At 55.9% G+C, this 14,713-nt stretch carries 21 protein-coding genes; 12 read left to right on the forward strand and 9 right to left on the reverse strand.

Features of this window, described 5'->3' with window-relative positions; genetic code table 11:
* The 5 genes from ACREAY_RS04105 to ACREAY_RS04125 form a co-directional block, all read left to right on the forward strand.
* A partial coding sequence (locus ACREAY_RS04105) for an aminotransferase class V-fold PLP-dependent enzyme (protein WP_431754492.1) occupies nt 1-505 on the forward strand: 505 nt, incomplete at its 5' end.
* Nucleotides 502-930: a Fe-S cluster assembly sulfur transfer protein SufU gene (gene sufU / locus ACREAY_RS04110; protein ID WP_431754493.1), complete on the forward strand. Its 429-nt coding sequence runs from the start codon at nt 502-504 to the stop codon at nt 928-930. The genes ACREAY_RS04105 and sufU, both read left to right, overlap by 4 nt.
* A gap of 1 nt (nt 931) precedes the next feature.
* Complete coding sequence (locus tag ACREAY_RS04115; RefSeq protein WP_431754494.1) at nt 932-1,276, forward strand: hypothetical protein; 345 nt, start codon at nt 932-934, stop codon at nt 1,274-1,276.
* 40 nt (nt 1,277-1,316) lie between these two features.
* Nucleotides 1,317-2,024, forward strand: a complete 708-nt coding sequence (locus tag ACREAY_RS04120) for a phosphatase PAP2 family protein (RefSeq protein WP_431754495.1) — start codon at nt 1,317-1,319, stop codon at nt 2,022-2,024.
* 266 nt (nt 2,025-2,290) lie between these two features.
* The gene (locus ACREAY_RS04125; protein WP_431754496.1) at nt 2,291-2,764 is read left to right on the forward strand and encodes a VOC family protein; all 474 of its coding nucleotides are present in this window, start codon (nt 2,291-2,293) and stop codon (nt 2,762-2,764) included.
* 72 nt (nt 2,765-2,836) lie between these two features.
* On the opposite strand, the gene ACREAY_RS04130 is transcribed toward ACREAY_RS04125, so the two are convergent.
* Nucleotides 2,837-3,166 carry a hypothetical protein gene (locus tag ACREAY_RS04130; protein WP_431754497.1) on the reverse strand — a complete coding sequence of 110 codons (330 nt, stop codon included), beginning with the start codon at nt 3,164-3,166 and terminating at the stop codon, nt 2,837-2,839.
* A complete protein-coding gene (locus ACREAY_RS04135; RefSeq protein WP_431754498.1) occupies nt 3,163-4,617 on the reverse strand; it encodes an NAD(P)/FAD-dependent oxidoreductase in 1,455 nt (484 codons plus the stop codon). Before ACREAY_RS04135 ends, ACREAY_RS04130 begins: the two co-directional genes overlap by 4 nt.
* Before the next feature lie 66 nt (nt 4,618-4,683).
* Here ACREAY_RS04135 and ACREAY_RS04140 point away from each other — a divergent pair, with 66 nt between their 5' ends.
* Both ACREAY_RS04140 and ACREAY_RS04145 read left to right on the forward strand, forming a co-directional pair.
* Entirely contained in the window at nt 4,684-5,406 is a 723-nt protein-coding gene (locus ACREAY_RS04140) for an HAD family hydrolase (protein WP_431754499.1), read from the forward strand.
* The gene (locus tag ACREAY_RS04145; RefSeq protein WP_431754500.1) at nt 5,403-5,702 is read left to right on the forward strand and encodes a hypothetical protein; all 300 of its coding nucleotides are present in this window, start codon (nt 5,403-5,405) and stop codon (nt 5,700-5,702) included. The genes ACREAY_RS04140 and ACREAY_RS04145 overlap by 4 nt, the downstream gene beginning before the upstream one ends.
* Here ACREAY_RS04145 and ACREAY_RS04150 read toward each other — a convergent pair.
* On the reverse strand, nt 5,652-6,071 hold the full coding sequence (locus ACREAY_RS04150) for an HIT family protein (protein WP_431754501.1): 420 nt from the start codon (nt 6,069-6,071) through the stop codon (nt 5,652-5,654). The genes ACREAY_RS04145 and ACREAY_RS04150 overlap by 51 nt on opposite strands.
* Nucleotides 6,072-6,097: 26 nt before the next feature.
* Entirely contained in the window at nt 6,098-7,495 is a 1,398-nt protein-coding gene (locus tag ACREAY_RS04155; protein ID WP_431754502.1) for a SelD-related putative sulfur metabolism protein, read from the reverse strand.
* Nucleotides 7,496-7,634: 139 nt separating this feature from the next.
* Here ACREAY_RS04155 and ACREAY_RS04160 point away from each other — a divergent pair, with 139 nt between their 5' ends.
* Nucleotides 7,635-8,369 (forward strand): phosphoadenylyl-sulfate reductase, encoded by a 735-nt coding sequence (locus ACREAY_RS04160; RefSeq protein ID WP_431754503.1) that lies wholly within the window; start codon nt 7,635-7,637, stop codon nt 8,367-8,369.
* Between the two features lie 5 nt (nt 8,370-8,374).
* A complete protein-coding gene (gene sat, locus ACREAY_RS04165) occupies nt 8,375-9,502 on the forward strand; it encodes a sulfate adenylyltransferase (protein ID WP_431754504.1) in 1,128 nt (375 codons plus the stop codon).
* A 21-nt stretch (nt 9,503-9,523) separates the two neighbouring features.
* Here the strand turns inward: sat and ACREAY_RS04170 are convergent, their stop codons facing one another.
* The gene (locus tag ACREAY_RS04170; protein WP_431754505.1) at nt 9,524-10,555 is read right to left on the reverse strand and encodes a hypothetical protein; all 1,032 of its coding nucleotides are present in this window, start codon (nt 10,553-10,555) and stop codon (nt 9,524-9,526) included.
* A 106-nt stretch (nt 10,556-10,661) separates the two neighbouring features.
* Between ACREAY_RS04170 and ACREAY_RS04175 the strand changes: the two genes are divergently transcribed.
* Both ACREAY_RS04175 and ACREAY_RS04180 read left to right on the forward strand, forming a co-directional pair.
* Entirely contained in the window at nt 10,662-11,060 is a 399-nt protein-coding gene (locus ACREAY_RS04175) for an ArsR/SmtB family transcription factor (protein ID WP_431754506.1), read from the forward strand.
* Between the two features lie 31 nt (nt 11,061-11,091).
* On the forward strand, nt 11,092-11,391 hold the full coding sequence (locus ACREAY_RS04180; protein WP_431754507.1) for a hypothetical protein: 300 nt from the start codon (nt 11,092-11,094) through the stop codon (nt 11,389-11,391).
* 8 nt (nt 11,392-11,399) lie between these two features.
* On the opposite strand, the gene ACREAY_RS04185 is transcribed toward ACREAY_RS04180, so the two are convergent.
* Complete coding sequence (locus ACREAY_RS04185; RefSeq protein ID WP_431754508.1) at nt 11,400-11,699, reverse strand: winged helix-turn-helix domain-containing protein; 300 nt, start codon at nt 11,697-11,699, stop codon at nt 11,400-11,402.
* A 214-nt stretch (nt 11,700-11,913) separates the two neighbouring features.
* Entirely contained in the window at nt 11,914-13,035 is a 1,122-nt protein-coding gene (locus tag ACREAY_RS04190) for a hypothetical protein (RefSeq protein WP_431754509.1), read from the reverse strand.
* A 91-nt stretch (nt 13,036-13,126) separates the two neighbouring features.
* On the opposite strand from ACREAY_RS04190, the gene ACREAY_RS04195 reads away from it, so the two are divergent.
* Nucleotides 13,127-13,816 carry a hypothetical protein gene (locus ACREAY_RS04195; RefSeq protein WP_431754510.1) on the forward strand — a complete coding sequence of 230 codons (690 nt, stop codon included), beginning with the start codon at nt 13,127-13,129 and terminating at the stop codon, nt 13,814-13,816.
* Here the strand turns inward: ACREAY_RS04195 and ACREAY_RS04200 are convergent.
* Nucleotides 13,755-14,450, reverse strand: a complete 696-nt coding sequence (locus ACREAY_RS04200) for an endonuclease III domain-containing protein (RefSeq protein ID WP_431754512.1) — start codon at nt 14,448-14,450, stop codon at nt 13,755-13,757. The two genes, ACREAY_RS04195 and ACREAY_RS04200, sit on opposite strands and share 62 nt — an antisense overlap.
* Before the next feature lie 54 nt (nt 14,451-14,504).
* Nucleotides 14,505-14,713, reverse strand: a 209-nt coding sequence (locus ACREAY_RS04205) for a hypothetical protein (protein WP_431754511.1), incomplete at its 5' end; no start/stop codon positions are given.

Below are 14,713 nucleotides of genomic sequence, written 5' to 3' on the forward strand. Positions count from 1 at the left end.
CCTTGAAAAGATGCAGCCGTTCATGGGCGGCGGCGACATGATAAAAGAAGTCCACAAGTACGAGACGCGCTACAACGACCTGCCGTACAAGTTCGAGGGCGGGACGCCCAACATTGCAGACGTCATCGGGTTTGGTGCGGCATTAGACTATCTGAACAACATTGGCATGGACAGGGTGCGCGAGCACGAAATAGAGATTACAAAATACGCGCTGGACAAGATCACGGCAGTAAAAGGCGTGACGCTGTACGGCCCGCCAAACGCCAAGGACAGGGGAGGCGTAGTGTCGTTCAACATCGGCGACATCCACCCCCACGACCTGGCGACCATAATGAACGACCGCGGCGTGGCGATACGCTCTGGCCACCACTGCGCGCAGGTGCTCATGGAAAGGCTGGACGTGTCGGCTACGAGCAGGGCAAGTTTTTATATCTACAACACAAAAGATGAAGTCGACACTTTCATTGATGCGCTTTCAGAAGCTAGGAGGCTGTTCAAGATTTGAGTGACGACATTTACCGAGAGATCATCCTGGACCACTACCGCAACCCGAGGAACAAGGGCAAGATATCAAGCCCGGACGTCAGCATACACGACTCTAACCCGCTGTGCGGCGACGAGATAGACATCCACCTAAAGGTGGAAGGTGACAAGATCAAGGACATAAAGTTCGAGGGCCGCGGATGCGCCATCAGCCAGGCGAGCGCCTCGATGCTGACAGAGATGGTGATGAATAAGCCGCTGACGTCAGTCAAGGACCTTTCCAAGGACGACATCTTGGAGGAGATTGGCCTGACTAGCCTTGGCCCGGCGAGGATAAAGTGCGCCCTGCTTTCGCTAAAGGTGCTGAAACTGGGCATGGTAAAGTATTACGCAGACAGGGACCCTGATTCTGCGAAAAAGCTGCAGGACGACACCAGAAGCCTCTAAAATGTCCACCACCAAGGTCAGCAGGCAGGACATCCGAAAGGTCATTGCGGACAATTTCAACGACACTGACATCAGGTTCTCTAACGACGAGATGCTCGTCCTGTTGAGCGAAATCGACCGGTACAAGCCAATGAACCTCGACGTGCTCGACTTTGAAGACGTGCTTTTAGAGATGGAGGAGTCTGGGTTCCTGCGCCCGATTGCACAGAATTTCAACACGCGCTATTACAAGATAATGACAGACCTTGTAACGAAAACCTGCAATGACTGCAACACCCAGTCGTGGTTTGCAGAGGCCGAAGAGCCCAAATTGTGCCCGCAGTGCAGGTCAAAGAACCTATCCTAGGGGAAAACAATTAAACGGCAACCTGCGCGTCCTTGCAGCGTTGGAGTCTGCCAGCCCGCCCTGGATGTCCCGGACGCGGTCGATAAAGTTTGTAGCGTTTGTCGCGGCGTTTGTCGTTTTCAGCATAATCGTCGCTTCTGGCGCGACCAACGCGATTGACGACCCCGTCAACAGGTTTGCAAAGTCGATTCAGGGCGACCCCGGCTTTGACACCGCGATGCTGGCAATCACGACCGTGGGAGACGTGGGGACGCTGTTTTTGTTTGCGATAATCATCACGATAATCAGGCGCACGAGAAAGGTCGGCATGATCTTTCTCATCACAATAGTCGTGCTTGCGATTTTCATAATGTACATGAAGCCGTTCATCGGGAGGCCGGTGCCACCCTACGAGTTTGCGCCGGCTGTTGAACTGCCAGAGAATTTTGGCATCGAAGGCGACAGCCTCACCCCGTTTTCTGCAGGGTTTTCCTACCCGTCAGGCCACATGGCGCGCGCAACCGCCCTTGCGTTTATCATCGGATACCTGCTCTACAGAAAGTCAAGGATAGCAGGATACGCAGTGTGGGCGTTTCCCGTGATGATAGGCATAACGCGCGTCTATGTCCAGCAGCACTACCCGATGGACTTGATAGGCGGGTTCCTGATAGGCGTCATAGTCTCGGTGGCGTTGAGCAACGCCATGAAGATCTGGCAGCCGTTCCAGCTGTCGAGGTTCAAGGGCAAGGAAGGTGAGCAGAAGGCGTAGGCGCTAGCGCCCGTTTCCAGTGGAAAAACTCGGAATTACTAGTTCTTTAATATGCGGAATGCATTTGCGTCGCTCGTTGTGGCAACTTGCGGCGGGATCTGCCAGGCAGCTTTTTCTGATCGATGATCGGGCTTTAGGGTTAAGTCCCTCCGGCCCCGCTCCCACTTGGCGTCTAAATAACCAAAAACTTGTGAACTTCTAATCTAGGGAAAACTCCCCTTGGGGCGCAATGTCTTTTATGTTATTCGCGATAGACCAAGATGCGTATGCAAAAAATCACTCCATTCCTATGGTTCGATAACCAAGCCGAGGAAGCAGCAAATTTTTACGTCTCGATTTTCAAAAACTCAAAGATCGTGGGCGTGACCCGCTATGGGGAAGCAGGGCAGGGGCCTAAAGGTAGCGTGATGATCGTGGTGTTTCAGCTCGATGGGCAAGAATTCATAGGGTTAAACGGCGGGCCCCATTTCAAGTTCACCGAGGCCATATCGTTCTCCGTGGACTGCAAAACGCAGGAAGAAGTGGATGAATTCTGGAGAAGGCTCTCGGAAGGCGGAGAGGAAGGGCAATGCGGCTGGCTGAAAGATAGATACGGGCTGTCCTGGCAGATCAATCCGACGATCTTGGGCGAGATGCTCAGTGACCCGGATCCTGAGAAATCGAAAAGAGTCATGGAAGCGATGCTCAAGATGAAGAAGATTGACATCGGGCGCTTGAAGCAAGCGTACGAGAAACGATAACCCAATAGACCGCGCCTCGATGGCTTGTGCCTTGTTTATGATGCCCGCACCAACTGCGGAGCATAGAACTTGTCAGGTAGCCTTGCCTTCAAACCTGTCAAAGGCTTTCGGGCTAGCGAGTATCCAGCCGTAATGATCGTCGTCGTGGACATAGCGCACGTCGCGCACGACAGGCACGAGGTTTCGCTTGCGCAGGGTAAGGACGAATTCACCCTGAAAAGTCATGCCGAGCTTTTTTGCCTTGTTTGTCAATTTGTCCCCGCGTGGCAGCAGTATGCGAAACGCAAAATCGTCGCTGCTTTTTTCATAGGCGTCGGCCATCCTGTCGGCCGCCTGACGAATGTCGGAAACGTCCCTTACCGGGATGGTTCCATAGACTGGAAAGCCGGCGTACTGCGTCATTTGTACTTGGCAAACGCCTGCTGCAGGTGGCCGTGCAGCGTCTTTTGCCATGCGGGGAATCCTTCAGGAATCTCAGGATAATCGTGATAGTGGGCCGTTAGGGTCTTGTTGATGGTGGCACAGTAGCGCAGGTCGTCTGCCAGCTTTTTGTTTACGGCGCCCCTTATCATCATGCCCAGCTTGTCGACCGTGCTGAACTCGGGGTGCTCGCCCTTCGTTATCTTGTCAATGTCCATCTTTGACAAAAAGTGCTTCATGCCATAGTTGATCTGCTCGTTTGTGAGCCCTTGCAGCATTCTCCGGAATACTTCGAGACCTGCCGTCTTGTATCCATAGTCGTTGATGAAATTCTTGTTGTACTTCCACAGGTTGCGCTCCGAAACGTCGTTTGCCTGTATGGCCTCGACGGCGTCTTTGCCGGCTATTGTCGCCGCAATTATCGCCGGCCCGATGCCTCCTGCATCAAGCGGCTTGGGCATCCACGCCGAGTCGCCGACGAGCATGTAGCCGTTTGCAACCATGCAGTCGTTCTGGCGCCTGACAGACACCTGCCAGGTGCCCCAGGCGTTGCCGTCGTCCATCTCGCCGTCCGCGAGCACTGGATTTTTGATGACAGGATTGTACTGCACGTACTCGTCGATGAGCGTCGTGAGGTTTGGGTGGACGCCCATCTCTTTGTTGCGAGCCTCAAACGCCTTTTGCTGCACGCCAAGGCCGATGTTGACCTTGTCCTTGCCCTTTGGGAACACCCAGCCATAGCCGCCGGGCGCAAGTTTCTGATCCAGATGAATGATGCAATAGTCCGGGTCAAAGAACGTGGTGTCTTCGTGCGCGAGCTGGAAATTGTAAATGTACCTGCCGGTTACCTCAAGGTCGTCGCGCTCAATCCTGCGCTCGATATGCGACTTTAGCGGAAAGTTGGTGCGCAGCACAGAGGTCACGCCTGTGCAGTCGATGACCAGCTTTGCGGTCTTTTTGAAAGGCGCCTTGGTCGCAAGGTCCTCGCCTTCTACGCCGACGACGGTGTCGTTTTCGATTATCAGCGAGCGTATCGCCACGCGGTCCTTGAACTCGATCCCCATCTTTTTGCAGTCTGCCATCTGGCGCTGCGGGAGCATCTTGCGGTTGAGGATATAACCCTCGCCGTCAAACGCGACCTTGGTCTCGTGATCGGGCGAAAACGCGACGACGCCCTTTACTGGATGCTCGATCTCGGGCTTGCCCCAGCTGATGTGGATGCGCTCTGACATGTAGTCGACGGTGTTTTTTCCCACCGCGTCGCCGCACACCCAGCCGCTGATGGTCTTCATCCCTTGCTGCGGAAAGACGTTCCTGTCGATAATGAGTATCTTTAACGACTGTTTAGAGTAATATGCGGCCGATGTTGCAACTATCATGCCTGCAAGGCCGCCGCCTGCCACGATAATGTCATAGTCACGCTGTCCGGGCATCGCTAGGCGAGAAATTCGCAGGACTCTATTTAAATCATTATAAAGTCCTGCATAACAGTGGCGTACATGCAAAAGCCGTTCGTGTTCTTTGACCTCGGGCAGACGCTTGTATCAGAGTGGGATTTCATCGGCCACTTTGACAACAAGTTCCAGGAGCTCCTGAACGGCTTTGGGGCGCGTATAGACATGCGAAACTACAAGGCGGTACGCGACAGCATCATACGCGACAGGAGAATAGGCCATGGCAGCGTGAGGGAGCTGATAGGCGAGGTGTGCAAAGTAGTGCTCCCGGCAGGCTATGGCCCTACGGTAGCGGAAAGAATAGAGCCCGAGATCAAAGAGGGCAGAAGGGCACTATTCCGGTTCGCAGAGGGGGCGGAGCAGGTTTTGCAGTTGCTGTCAGTCAGGTGCGACCTTGGCATCATCGCAAACCAGTCCGAAGACATACTTGGACTGCTGGCAAGTTCAGGTCTGGAAAAATATTTCAAGGTAAAGACGATATCAGGAATTGCAAAGCTGAAAAAGCCGGATCTGCAGATATTCCAGCTCGCGCTAAAGGAGGCAGGCAAGGAGGCGGGCGACTGCATCATGGTTGGCGACAGGCTTGACACCGACATTTGCCCCGCAAACAGGCTAGGCATGTCGACAGTGAGGGTCATCGACTCGCTCTTTGCGCTCCAGCAGCCAAAGGAGGAGTGCGAGCTTGCCACGCGCACTGCCATCCGGCTGCTAAAGGTGCCAAAGGCGGTGGAAGAGATATTAGCGCAAAAGGGCAAGGACAAGTCATGAGCATCGTGAAACTGGTCAGTGGGACGCGCAGGCACCCTGCCAACAGGGCGCTTCATGCTGCAGGACTGCCAATCTATGCCACAGGCATTGCGATGGTGGCAGGGCATTTTGCGGGTGCAGGCACGGACCCGCTGCTGGGAGCCGCGCTCTGGTCAGCCGCGGTCGTAATACTCGTTTCAGGTCATGCGATAGAGGGCAACGTAATGTCAATGACGCCGGTGCTTGTCACCCGGCTCGTGCATCGCTCACTGTCGCATTATCTTGCCAAGCACGGCATCCATCTCTTCGGCAGATAGCTTTGGCCGGTTCTTGAACATCGAGTGGACCGGGCCCGCACCGTCGCCCTGCCTCCGCGGTATGATGTGGACGTGGACGTGAGGGACTTCCTGCCCCGCCTCGCTGCCATTGTGGATGGCTATCGTCGACGCGGTCGTGTCTGCCGCAGACTCGATTGCTTTAGTTATTTCGTGCACGAGTGCAAACACTGCCGCGGCGTCCTCTTTTTCCATGTCCTGCACCTTGGCATAGTGCGACTTTGGCACGACAAGCGTGTGGCCGGACGCAAGTGGGAACGCGTCCAGAAAAGCCATGGCCCTGGCGTTCTGCCTTACAACCTTGGCAGGTATCTGGCCGGCGACTATTTTGCAAAAGACACAGTCTGGCATGGCAATCCAATCCGCAATGCGAAATATTAACCCGCCGGGGCTGCGAGCAGTCTTGCCAGCTTGGCCTTTGCCGCCACGTATTGGCCGGCGTCTTTTTCTATCGCGACTGACGGCGCGCCCTTTTTGGCGACAAAGCCTATCCTCTCTGGCGCAAAGTGGTGCTGACAAAGTTCGCCGGCGACCAGGCTGAGCGCGTCCTTTGTCCCGACCAGTATGTGGCAGCCGTGCTGCGACGCAGTCGAGTTTTCAACGAGGCTTTCTTTTGTAGCAAGCCGGGCAATATCTTCGTGCCGGAGAGGCAGCTCGTTTATCGCAAGGTGTGCGTTTGCAAGCTCGGCAAGTAGCCCGAGCGCAAAGATGCCCCTTGCGCCGACTGGGTAGACCGCGGTAATGTGCGCCTGCCTGTCATACGGCGAGCCATAGTCGGGGCAGTATTTTGAGATTATCTTGCCAAGCGCAAAGTGGGGCTCGCTCAGGCTCTTTATCGCCTCGTCCCTTGCCGCAGTTATCGCTGTGACAGGCACGCCGGCGCGCTCAAACTTTTCCGCGTTGGCGCCGTCCATGAGCGTCAGGGCGTGCATGCTGACAGCCGCGAGGCCGCCAAACTTGTCTGTGATCATTATCTCCATCCCCTCCTCTATCTGGTCGTACCGGGTCGGCAGCTCTTTGTTTGTTATCGCGACGGCGCTGGTGCCGTAGAACAGCCTGCCGCGCTTGAGCGAGCTATAGTCTTCCATCACCATGTTGTAGCGCGACATAAACGCGTCAAGGTGCACCCTTATCCTGTCGTTCATCTCCTCTGAAGGCGCGTCATAGATTGGAAAGAACTTGTAGAGCGCGGAGTTGCCGCAGCCAAGCAGGTTCAGGCGCTCGATTGCATCCGTCATGGCCACCCGGACGTGCACGTCCGACTCTGGCTCTTTTGTGACGTCTGTCACCTGCGTAAAGGACGTGAGTGCGGGCATGTAACCGTCCTTGTTGCCGCGGCGTAGCTCGATATAGTCCAGCATGCCAAACTGCGCGTCGGGGTGCTCCGTCATTGAGACCGGCGCGCTTGCGACAGACACCTTGGCATGGAACGCTGCAAAGAATTTTGACAGTGCTTCTGATAGCAGCTGCGGCGACTCGGCCGTGCCGGAATGGACGCGAAAGAGCGCAAGCGCGCGCTTGACTTCGACTTCCTTGTCGACAGCAGGGTTTGCAAGGTCATAAACGCGCCTTGTGAGCTCGGGCTCTTTGCCCTCAATGTGCGGGAACGGGTCAAACCACGAAGGGGTTATCTTGATGCTGCTCTTTTTCACCTCGGCAAGCGCCGCCTTTACAACGTGCAAGTCGGCCTTTAGCGAGCAGGACGAGACCCACTTTAGCGGGTCAAAGCCCAGCTTTCTGTACTGCTCCACGTTATCCCAAAAATTGTTAGCCAACCCAAATTCCCCTAGCAATCACTATTTCTAAATGAACGAATTACACAATATATAGAAAATAACTTGTTAATAAACAAATTTCTTGCACGCCTCACGCAAGGAACAAGCAATATAAGGCGTCCAAGCTGATCAAGCCCGTATGAAGATTGACGCCGCGCAGGCGGAGCGGCTTGCAAAGGAATTTGAGGACAAGACCGCCCAGGAGGTATTAAGGTGGGCCCTTAACACCTTTGGGGCCAGGATCGGCCTCGCCTCAAGTTTTGGCGCCGAGGACGTCGCGATAATAGACATGATGGCGGGGATAAGCAAGGAAAAGACCAACGTCTTTACGCTAGAGACCGGCAGGCTCAACCAGGAGACGTACGACGTCATGGACGATGTGCGCACCCGGTACGGCATCAGGATAAACGCGTACTTCCCCGACCAGAAAGAGGTCGAAGAGATGATACGCTCGCAGGGCATGAACCTGATGTACGCGTCAGTCGAGAACAGGAAATTGTGCTGCGAGATACGCAAGGTGCATCCCCTGAATCGCGCGCTCGGCGAGCTGGACGGCTGGATAACAGGCCTCAGGCGCGACCAGGTCGCCACCAGGGCAGAGACGAAAAAGATAGAGATAGACGCTGCCCACGGCGGCATTGTAAAGCTGAACCCGCTGGCAGACTGGACGTCTGACATGGTCTGGGACTATATCAAAAAGAATAACGTCCCCTACAACAAGCTGCACGACTCGGGCTACCCAAGCATCGGGTGCGAGCCTTGCACGAGGGCGGTGCAGCCGGGCGAGGACCCGCGCGCTGGAAGGTGGTGGTGGGAAAACGCCGCTGCAAAGGAATGCGGCCTTCACTTTGACCCGACGAAAAAGAGCAAGTGAGCGACATGGGCGAGCCACACGGGGGAAAACTGGTCAGCAGGCATTCAAGCCGCAGCCTGGACGGCATGGACGCAATCGAGGTTTCATACGACCTTCGCAGCGACGTTGAAAACATCGCCGACGGGGTGTTCAGCCCGTTGGAGGGGTTTGTCGGCCGCGACGATTTTGAGAGCATCGTAAAGAAGGGCAGGCTTGCAAGCAGCGGCCTTGCGTGGACGGTGCCCATCGTGCTCGACTTAGACGAGGCGACGGCCGCAAAGGCTAGGCAGGCAGGCGAGGTCGCGCTTGCCACCGCAGGCGAGCGATTTGCGTCATTAAAGGTAGAGGACGCCTTTGCGTTCAACAGGCTAGAGTCCGCAAAGTCGATCTATGGCACCGACGATCCAAAGCACCCCGGCGTCGACAAGATGGCAAACATGAAGAGCCACCTGCTGTCCGGCAGGATTGAAGTCGCAAGGAGCATGCCACAGTCCCCGCTGAGAAGGCGCAGGATGACGCCGGAGCAGACGAGGGCGCAGTTTGCAGCCAAGGGCTGGAAGACCGTCGTCGGCTTTCAGACGCGAAACGTCCCGCACGTCGCCCATGAGATGCTGCAAAAGGCTGCGCTCAACCTTTACGACGGGCTGTTTGTGAACCCGCTCATAGGCAAGAAAAAGCAGGGCGATTTCAAGGACGAAGTGATTCTTGCTGCATACGAGACTTTGATAGAGAACTATTACCCGGCGGGCAGGGCCATGTTTGCGAGTTTGCACACGGAGATGAGGTACGCAGGCCCCAAGGAGGCCATCCATCACGCGATAATGAGGAAGAACTTTGGCTGCACGCACTTTATCGTCGGGCGCGACCACGCCGGCGTCGGTACCTACTACCACCCGTTTGCGGCGCACGAGATATTTAAAGACTATCCAGACCTTGAGATACAGCCGGTGTTCTTTCCCGCTTTCTATTACTGCAAAAAGTGCCTCTCGTACGCAAACGAGCGCAACTGCCCCCACGGGCCGGAAGCGAGGGACGAGCTGAGCGGCACGAAAATGAGAAAGATGGTCAGCTCTGGCGAGATACCTGCAGAGCACCTGATGCGGCCGGAGATAGCAAAACTAATCGTGTCGTTCAAAGAGCCGTTCGTGCAATAAAAAAGAGAAAAGCGCCCGGGCTTATTCAAGCCCCGGGACGTTGTTGTTTGCCGAGTTGTACGCCTTGGCCTCTGTGAAGAGGAGGAAGGTAAAGAACACCGGCTGCGTCGGGTTGTCTACAGACCACGGGGTGGACTGTGGCAGCGGCGCCTCTACGTCTACTCCCCACTCTGCAAGCTTGGCGTAGTCAAACGGCGGAGGGTTTGTCAGCGACAGGTCGTCAGACAGCGGGGTAAAGCTCTGCGCCTGCTCTGACGTCAGAGGGCCGATGTCGCCTGGCAGCACGACGCCGCTTGGGACGTTGACGAGGAACATGAGCACTACCAGAGGGGTGCCGTTGTTGTTCTGCACGTCAGAGTAGAACGAAGCCTCGTCCACCACCTTGCCGACCATCAGGTGCAAAAAGATGTTTTCTGCAACCAGCTTGCCGCCGTCGGACTCGTCATAGACGTTGGCGTGTCCGTAGAGTGCGACCTTGTTCCAAGTCAGTGGCACGTCAGACCTGTCGATCATCGAGTGGCCGTGCTGGTACTGGTCAAACGCAACGCCGTCGCCTGCTACGAGAAAGTCGGGGGTCCTTGTCGGCAGAGGTGTCTGTGCGGGATCGTCGTTGTTCCACTTTGTGTCCACCATTTCTACCCTGTATGTGTGGCCTGCCACCTGGTGGTCGCCGTACGTGATCGGGGCGACGTAGGTTGCGACAAACTTGTTGTCGCCTTGCTCGCCTGCCTCCTTGAAGACGCCCTTGAAGGTTGCGTCTGTTTCTACGCCGCACGTCAGGGCGTCACCGCATGAGAATGTGCTGTTGAAGAACGGGAATATGCCGCCAGGGCCAAAGACGTTAGTCTTGCCTGCGTTTGGCTCATAGATAGCCTTACCGCCTGCAAAGGCCTTGACGTACGGCTTCTCGACCGCGTCTGCCGCTTCCGCGTCCATTGTCCTTGTGCTTGTTATCGCCATTACCGCCGGAACCATTGCAACCAGCATGGCTACAAAGACCGTGCCGATAATGACGTTTGTTTTCACCTTTCCGTTATCGTCCCGGAAGTTCATCACCGACGCTTTTGCTCCGGCTATAAAGGATTTTTCCCCAATTCACACCCAGATCTTCCCCCAATTTTGGACAACTTTATATCCGCGGGAAAGGGCGAATTCTTGGATGTTTATCGCAGGCAGCACAGGCCTCCCGGGGTTGGTGTTCTCGCTGCCGGCATTTTTCCGCGCCGCTGGAGGCCCGGGGACCGCGGGCGCAGGCGGCTACATTGACCCCCGCTTCAAGCGAATATTGTGGTACCTTATCGCAAGCAGCAGGGGCGGCATCAACAGGGCCAAGATAATCGACCTTGTCAACTCGAGGCCGGCAAACGCAAACCAGATAGCGTCAGAGCTGAAACTCGACTACAAGACGGTGCTTCACCACCTGAAGGTGCTGTCGGAAAACGGCCTGATAGTCACCGACAACAAGGAGACGTACGGCGCCATCTACTTTTTGACGCCCCTGATGGAAAAGAACTATGCGTCATTCCAGGAGATATTGGTCAGAATTGGGAAAAAGTAAATTAGGCAAAACAGGGGGCTGCATTCCGTAGATGGACTTTATGTTAGGCGCTGCCGGCGCGGCGCTCCTGAACATAGGGCTGCTCGGAGGCATCGTCGCGCTGTACGTGTCCAGCCTCAGGCTGATAAAGTCCTACTTTACATGGGGCTTGGTTATTGTCGCCTCGTTGTTCATAGTCCAGAACGTCGTCATCGTCATTTTCTGGTCAAACCTCTATACCGCGGGGCCTGCAATCAAAAACATCGTCGACGCCGCCGCGCCGTACCTGTTTGCGATAAACGCGGCGCAGTCCGGCGGGCTTGCCGTGCTATTCTGGATAACCAGAAGGTAAAAAAAGGGTCAGGCCAGGAGCGGGATTTTGGGCTCTTCTTCTGGGTAGCCCTTTATCAGCTCTGCCATCTGGGTAAAGTGCTGGAGGAATTCCCTGCCCTTGCCCGTCGTCCTGTATACCTGCGCGCCCTCCTCGGTGTCCTGCTCCAGCAGGCCACGAACCTGGAGTTCGTTAAGGTAGTAGAGTATCTGCTCGTAGCTCAGGTTGGCGCGGTACATGATGTGAGTCTTTTTCATGCCGACGGTAGATAGCGACAGGACGTCAGCCATTATCTCGATCTTGCCACGGTTGTTTTTTCTTTCAGACATCACTCTATCAGATTGTTATAGATTATTTAGGGGCAGGGTGGAATTCGTGCGGGAACGCCCGTTCCAGCCTATTTTTCAGGCCGAGATTACGGCTCTAAACGGCTTGAAGGGCAAAAAGCAGGCTCCTTTTAGCCCAACAGCCATCATTATTGTAGATGCATGAGCTGCCAAAATACAGGCGTACAAATAGCACCCAGTTCCCGGATTACATTCGTTATTTGCCGATTGCTTTCTTGGCTTCGTTGAGCGCCTTGGTGGCCTGGGAAAGGTGTTCCCTTGCAGAAGCATAATCACCCTTGGCCACGTCGGACCTCGCGTCTTTGACGAATGAAAGCGCCTCGTTGATTTTTTCGCCGGCGTACGAGCTGTCGCTGTTGTCAAGCAGGGCCTCGGCCCTCTTTTCCAGCTTGTCTGCCGACGCCAGGATCCTCTTTGCCTGCGAATTTTCCGCCTGCGCAACGAGTTTTGCGCGGGCCTGCTCAAGGAGCACGCTTGCATTTTCAAGTAGCCTGTCGGCGCCCTTCGCGTCGCCCCTGCCTATCATTTCTTCCGCCTGCGAAAGCATTTCCGCAATGTCTCCGAAATCCTGCCTAACGTCGTTCTTTTCAGACAGGTCGGCCAGCCGCCCGTAGAGGTCCTGGAGCATCGCGAGCTTTTCAGATCCGCCTGAAGTGACAGCCATTGTCTGCTGCTCCATCTTGGCCACTGTAGTCAGGCGCTCGGGCGCAAGCGCGGCCATCACCTCGCGGAAGTGCGCCAGAGCGGCCAGATGGTGTATCCGGGCGTCTGCGGCGCTACCGTGCTGGAGGGCCTGGAGCGCGAGCGAAGCCTCTACCACGCCCTTGCGCTGCGCCTGCGCGGCCAGCTCTGGCAGGAGGACGCCAGAATCAACTACTTCCTTTACCCGCCCGTTTGCAGCTTCCTGCGCCATCAGTATGGACTTTGTTATCGTGCGGATCCGCAAGTCGCCAGAGTACGAGTCCGAGCTGTCGGCTGAAATGACAAAGGCAGATGTCGTGGTCATGCCGCCATAGTGCGCCGTGACCCTGTACTGCCCAGGCCCGCAGTTGGCGACGTTCAGCGGTTTTGACACGAACGACCTGTCATGGTCCGGCCTGACGGCGTGCAGGGCGCACTGCCTGTCGTCTTTGGTTATCTGGACCCGCACGTCGCCACTGCCTTCCTCAGGCAGCGTGCCGGCTATTATCACGCGCTCGTCGCTGTCATAGACGTCCTTTCCGGCGGTGACCGTAAAGAGATCAGCGTACGCTGGTGCCACGGCTGCAAATAACAGGGCGAGCCCGGCGAGCATGCCGGCTGCGAGTACCAGTCCCATCTTACGCTCGTAATAGCATTGAAGGATATTTCAGGAACCCCTGAAACAGCCGTTCCAAGTCCTTATATTGCCATTTGACAAAAGTGTTGCCGTGCGCCTTGCATCGGCAGCCGTCGCAATCTCTTTGCTGCTTTTCACGTCCATCGCGTATGCGCAGAGCAGCCAGCCATTTGAGGTTGTAAAGGCTGAAAGGAGCGAGAGCTTTTCACTCCCGTACGGCGCGGCAAACTATGACAGGAAGGACCCGCTCGTCTACCTGTACGACGTGCCCAAGGGCCAGAACTGGATAATGGGCATCGAAAACACGCTCTCTTATGTAGAGAGGGAAGACGCCAAGGCCGTCGTGGTATTGCGCGACAAGGCGCCAAGTGAAAAGTTTATCGAGATCCAGATGTTTGGAGGAGAGCTTAAAAAATATTCAGTGTGGGCCAACGTCCCGGAGGTAGGCTATTCCAACCTTTACCTCAACGAAGAGCGCGGGTGGTGGACCGACCAGCCGATAGGCATCAGCTACTCTGAGACCGGCGGCCTCACTCTCACGGACGGCAAGAGGACCGTCGTTGACAGGTTCGGCCTGGGAGGCTTTGACCTTGCCTCGGTAGAGGTGTACGGCAAGGACGAGCCGGGCTCGCTCAGCAACGCTTACGCGGGCAAACTCAACATCAGCGTAATCTATGGCAGCCCCGCAGACACGCCGGTGTACTTTGTGCCGGCCATAGTCACCGTCGGGATGGGCGGCGTGGTGGGCCTGCTTTTGCTCGTGAAGAAGAGGAAAAAGTAGAGTAGTACCTGCAGTCGCCCTTCAGGTCGCAGATCCCGCAGTTTGGCTTTATTGGAAGGCAGATGTTCTGGCCGTACATCACGAACGTGTCGTTCACCCGGGTCCACAGGCTTTTGTCCACCGCCTTGCCCAGCGCTTCTTCCGTCTGCGCTGGCGTCTTTGTGTCGACTATGCCAAGCCTGTTTGATATACGGTGCACGTGTATGTCGACAGGTATCGCCGGCATGTCAAACGCGTACACTAGCACGCAGTTGGCCGTCTTGCGGCCGACCCCGGGCAGCTCCAGCAGCTTTTCAATGTCCGACGGCACGGTGCCTCCGAACTTGCCCACTATTTGCTGCGCGACTTCTTTAATCCGGGCCGCCTTGACGTTGTAAAAGCCGATGCTGTGGATGACTTTTTTAATGTCGTCCATGTCTGCGCTGGCAAGCTCTTGCGGCGTCTTGTAAATTGCAAACAGCCTGTTTACCACCTTGGTCGTGTTCTCGTCGCGCGAGCGCGCCGACAGTATCGTCCCTATCAGGATCTTGAAAGGGTCGCCCTGCTCCTCCGTCTGGAGGCCCCGCAGCGCCGTGAGCCGCGGCGGCTTTTCCCGGTTGAGCGCGACTTCCATCTTTTTCAGGATGGCGCCCATGTTTTTTTGTGCCAAGGACGGAATGCGGTTGTCAGGCGTGCGATATAATCATGACTAGCCCCAGGTTTTGTAGTGTGCAGCGATGGTGGTGTCAGAATTGACGGTTATTGCCCGGCCGGTGCCTGCGCTCCCGTCGTCCCAGTGTGAGAACTTTGAATCCAGGTAATCTGACACCGTCACCGGATATGTCTTGCCGGCCTTCAGGAGAAGAGGCGTCGGAGTATAGGTCGCGAGGAGGGAGACCTGGTCAAGCCGGTATGCGG

Source organism: Nitrososphaera sp. (assembly GCF_050748925.1).
In the GTDB taxonomy this organism is placed as follows: domain Archaea; phylum Thermoproteota; class Nitrososphaeria; order Nitrososphaerales; family Nitrososphaeraceae; genus Nitrososphaera.

What these genes read in the sequence shown, in the direction of transcription:
- ACREAY_RS04115 (WP_431754494.1), top strand. Translation starts at nt 932, where the DNA reads ATGTCCACCACCAAGGTCAGCAGGCAGGACATCCGAAAGGTCATTGCG.
- ACREAY_RS04125 (WP_431754496.1), top strand. Translation starts at nt 2,291, where the DNA reads ATGCAAAAAATCACTCCATTCCTATGGTTCGATAACCAAGCCGAGGAA.
- ACREAY_RS04130 (WP_431754497.1), bottom strand. Translation starts at nt 3,166, where the DNA reads ATGACGCAGTACGCCGGCTTTCCAGTCTATGGAACCATCCCGGTAAGG.
- ACREAY_RS04135 (WP_431754498.1), bottom strand. Translation starts at nt 4,617, where the DNA reads ATGCCCGGACAGCGTGACTATGACATTATCGTGGCAGGCGGCGGCCTT.
- ACREAY_RS04140 (WP_431754499.1), top strand. Translation starts at nt 4,684, where the DNA reads ATGCAAAAGCCGTTCGTGTTCTTTGACCTCGGGCAGACGCTTGTATCA.
- ACREAY_RS04145 (WP_431754500.1), top strand. Translation starts at nt 5,403, where the DNA reads ATGAGCATCGTGAAACTGGTCAGTGGGACGCGCAGGCACCCTGCCAAC.
- ACREAY_RS04150 (WP_431754501.1), bottom strand. Translation starts at nt 6,071, where the DNA reads ATGCCAGACTGTGTCTTTTGCAAAATAGTCGCCGGCCAGATACCTGCC.
- ACREAY_RS04160 (WP_431754503.1), top strand. Translation starts at nt 7,635, where the DNA reads ATGAAGATTGACGCCGCGCAGGCGGAGCGGCTTGCAAAGGAATTTGAG.
- sat (WP_431754504.1), top strand. Translation starts at nt 8,375, where the DNA reads ATGGGCGAGCCACACGGGGGAAAACTGGTCAGCAGGCATTCAAGCCGC.
- ACREAY_RS04170 (WP_431754505.1), bottom strand. Translation starts at nt 10,555, where the DNA reads ATGAACTTCCGGGACGATAACGGAAAGGTGAAAACAAACGTCATTATC.
- ACREAY_RS04175 (WP_431754506.1), top strand. Translation starts at nt 10,662, where the DNA reads ATGTTTATCGCAGGCAGCACAGGCCTCCCGGGGTTGGTGTTCTCGCTG.
- ACREAY_RS04180 (WP_431754507.1), top strand. Translation starts at nt 11,092, where the DNA reads ATGGACTTTATGTTAGGCGCTGCCGGCGCGGCGCTCCTGAACATAGGG.
- ACREAY_RS04185 (WP_431754508.1), bottom strand. Translation starts at nt 11,699, where the DNA reads ATGTCTGAAAGAAAAAACAACCGTGGCAAGATCGAGATAATGGCTGAC.
- ACREAY_RS04190 (WP_431754509.1), bottom strand. Translation starts at nt 13,035, where the DNA reads ATGGGACTGGTACTCGCAGCCGGCATGCTCGCCGGGCTCGCCCTGTTA.
- ACREAY_RS04200 (WP_431754512.1), bottom strand. Translation starts at nt 14,450, where the DNA reads ATGGGCGCCATCCTGAAAAAGATGGAAGTCGCGCTCAACCGGGAAAAG.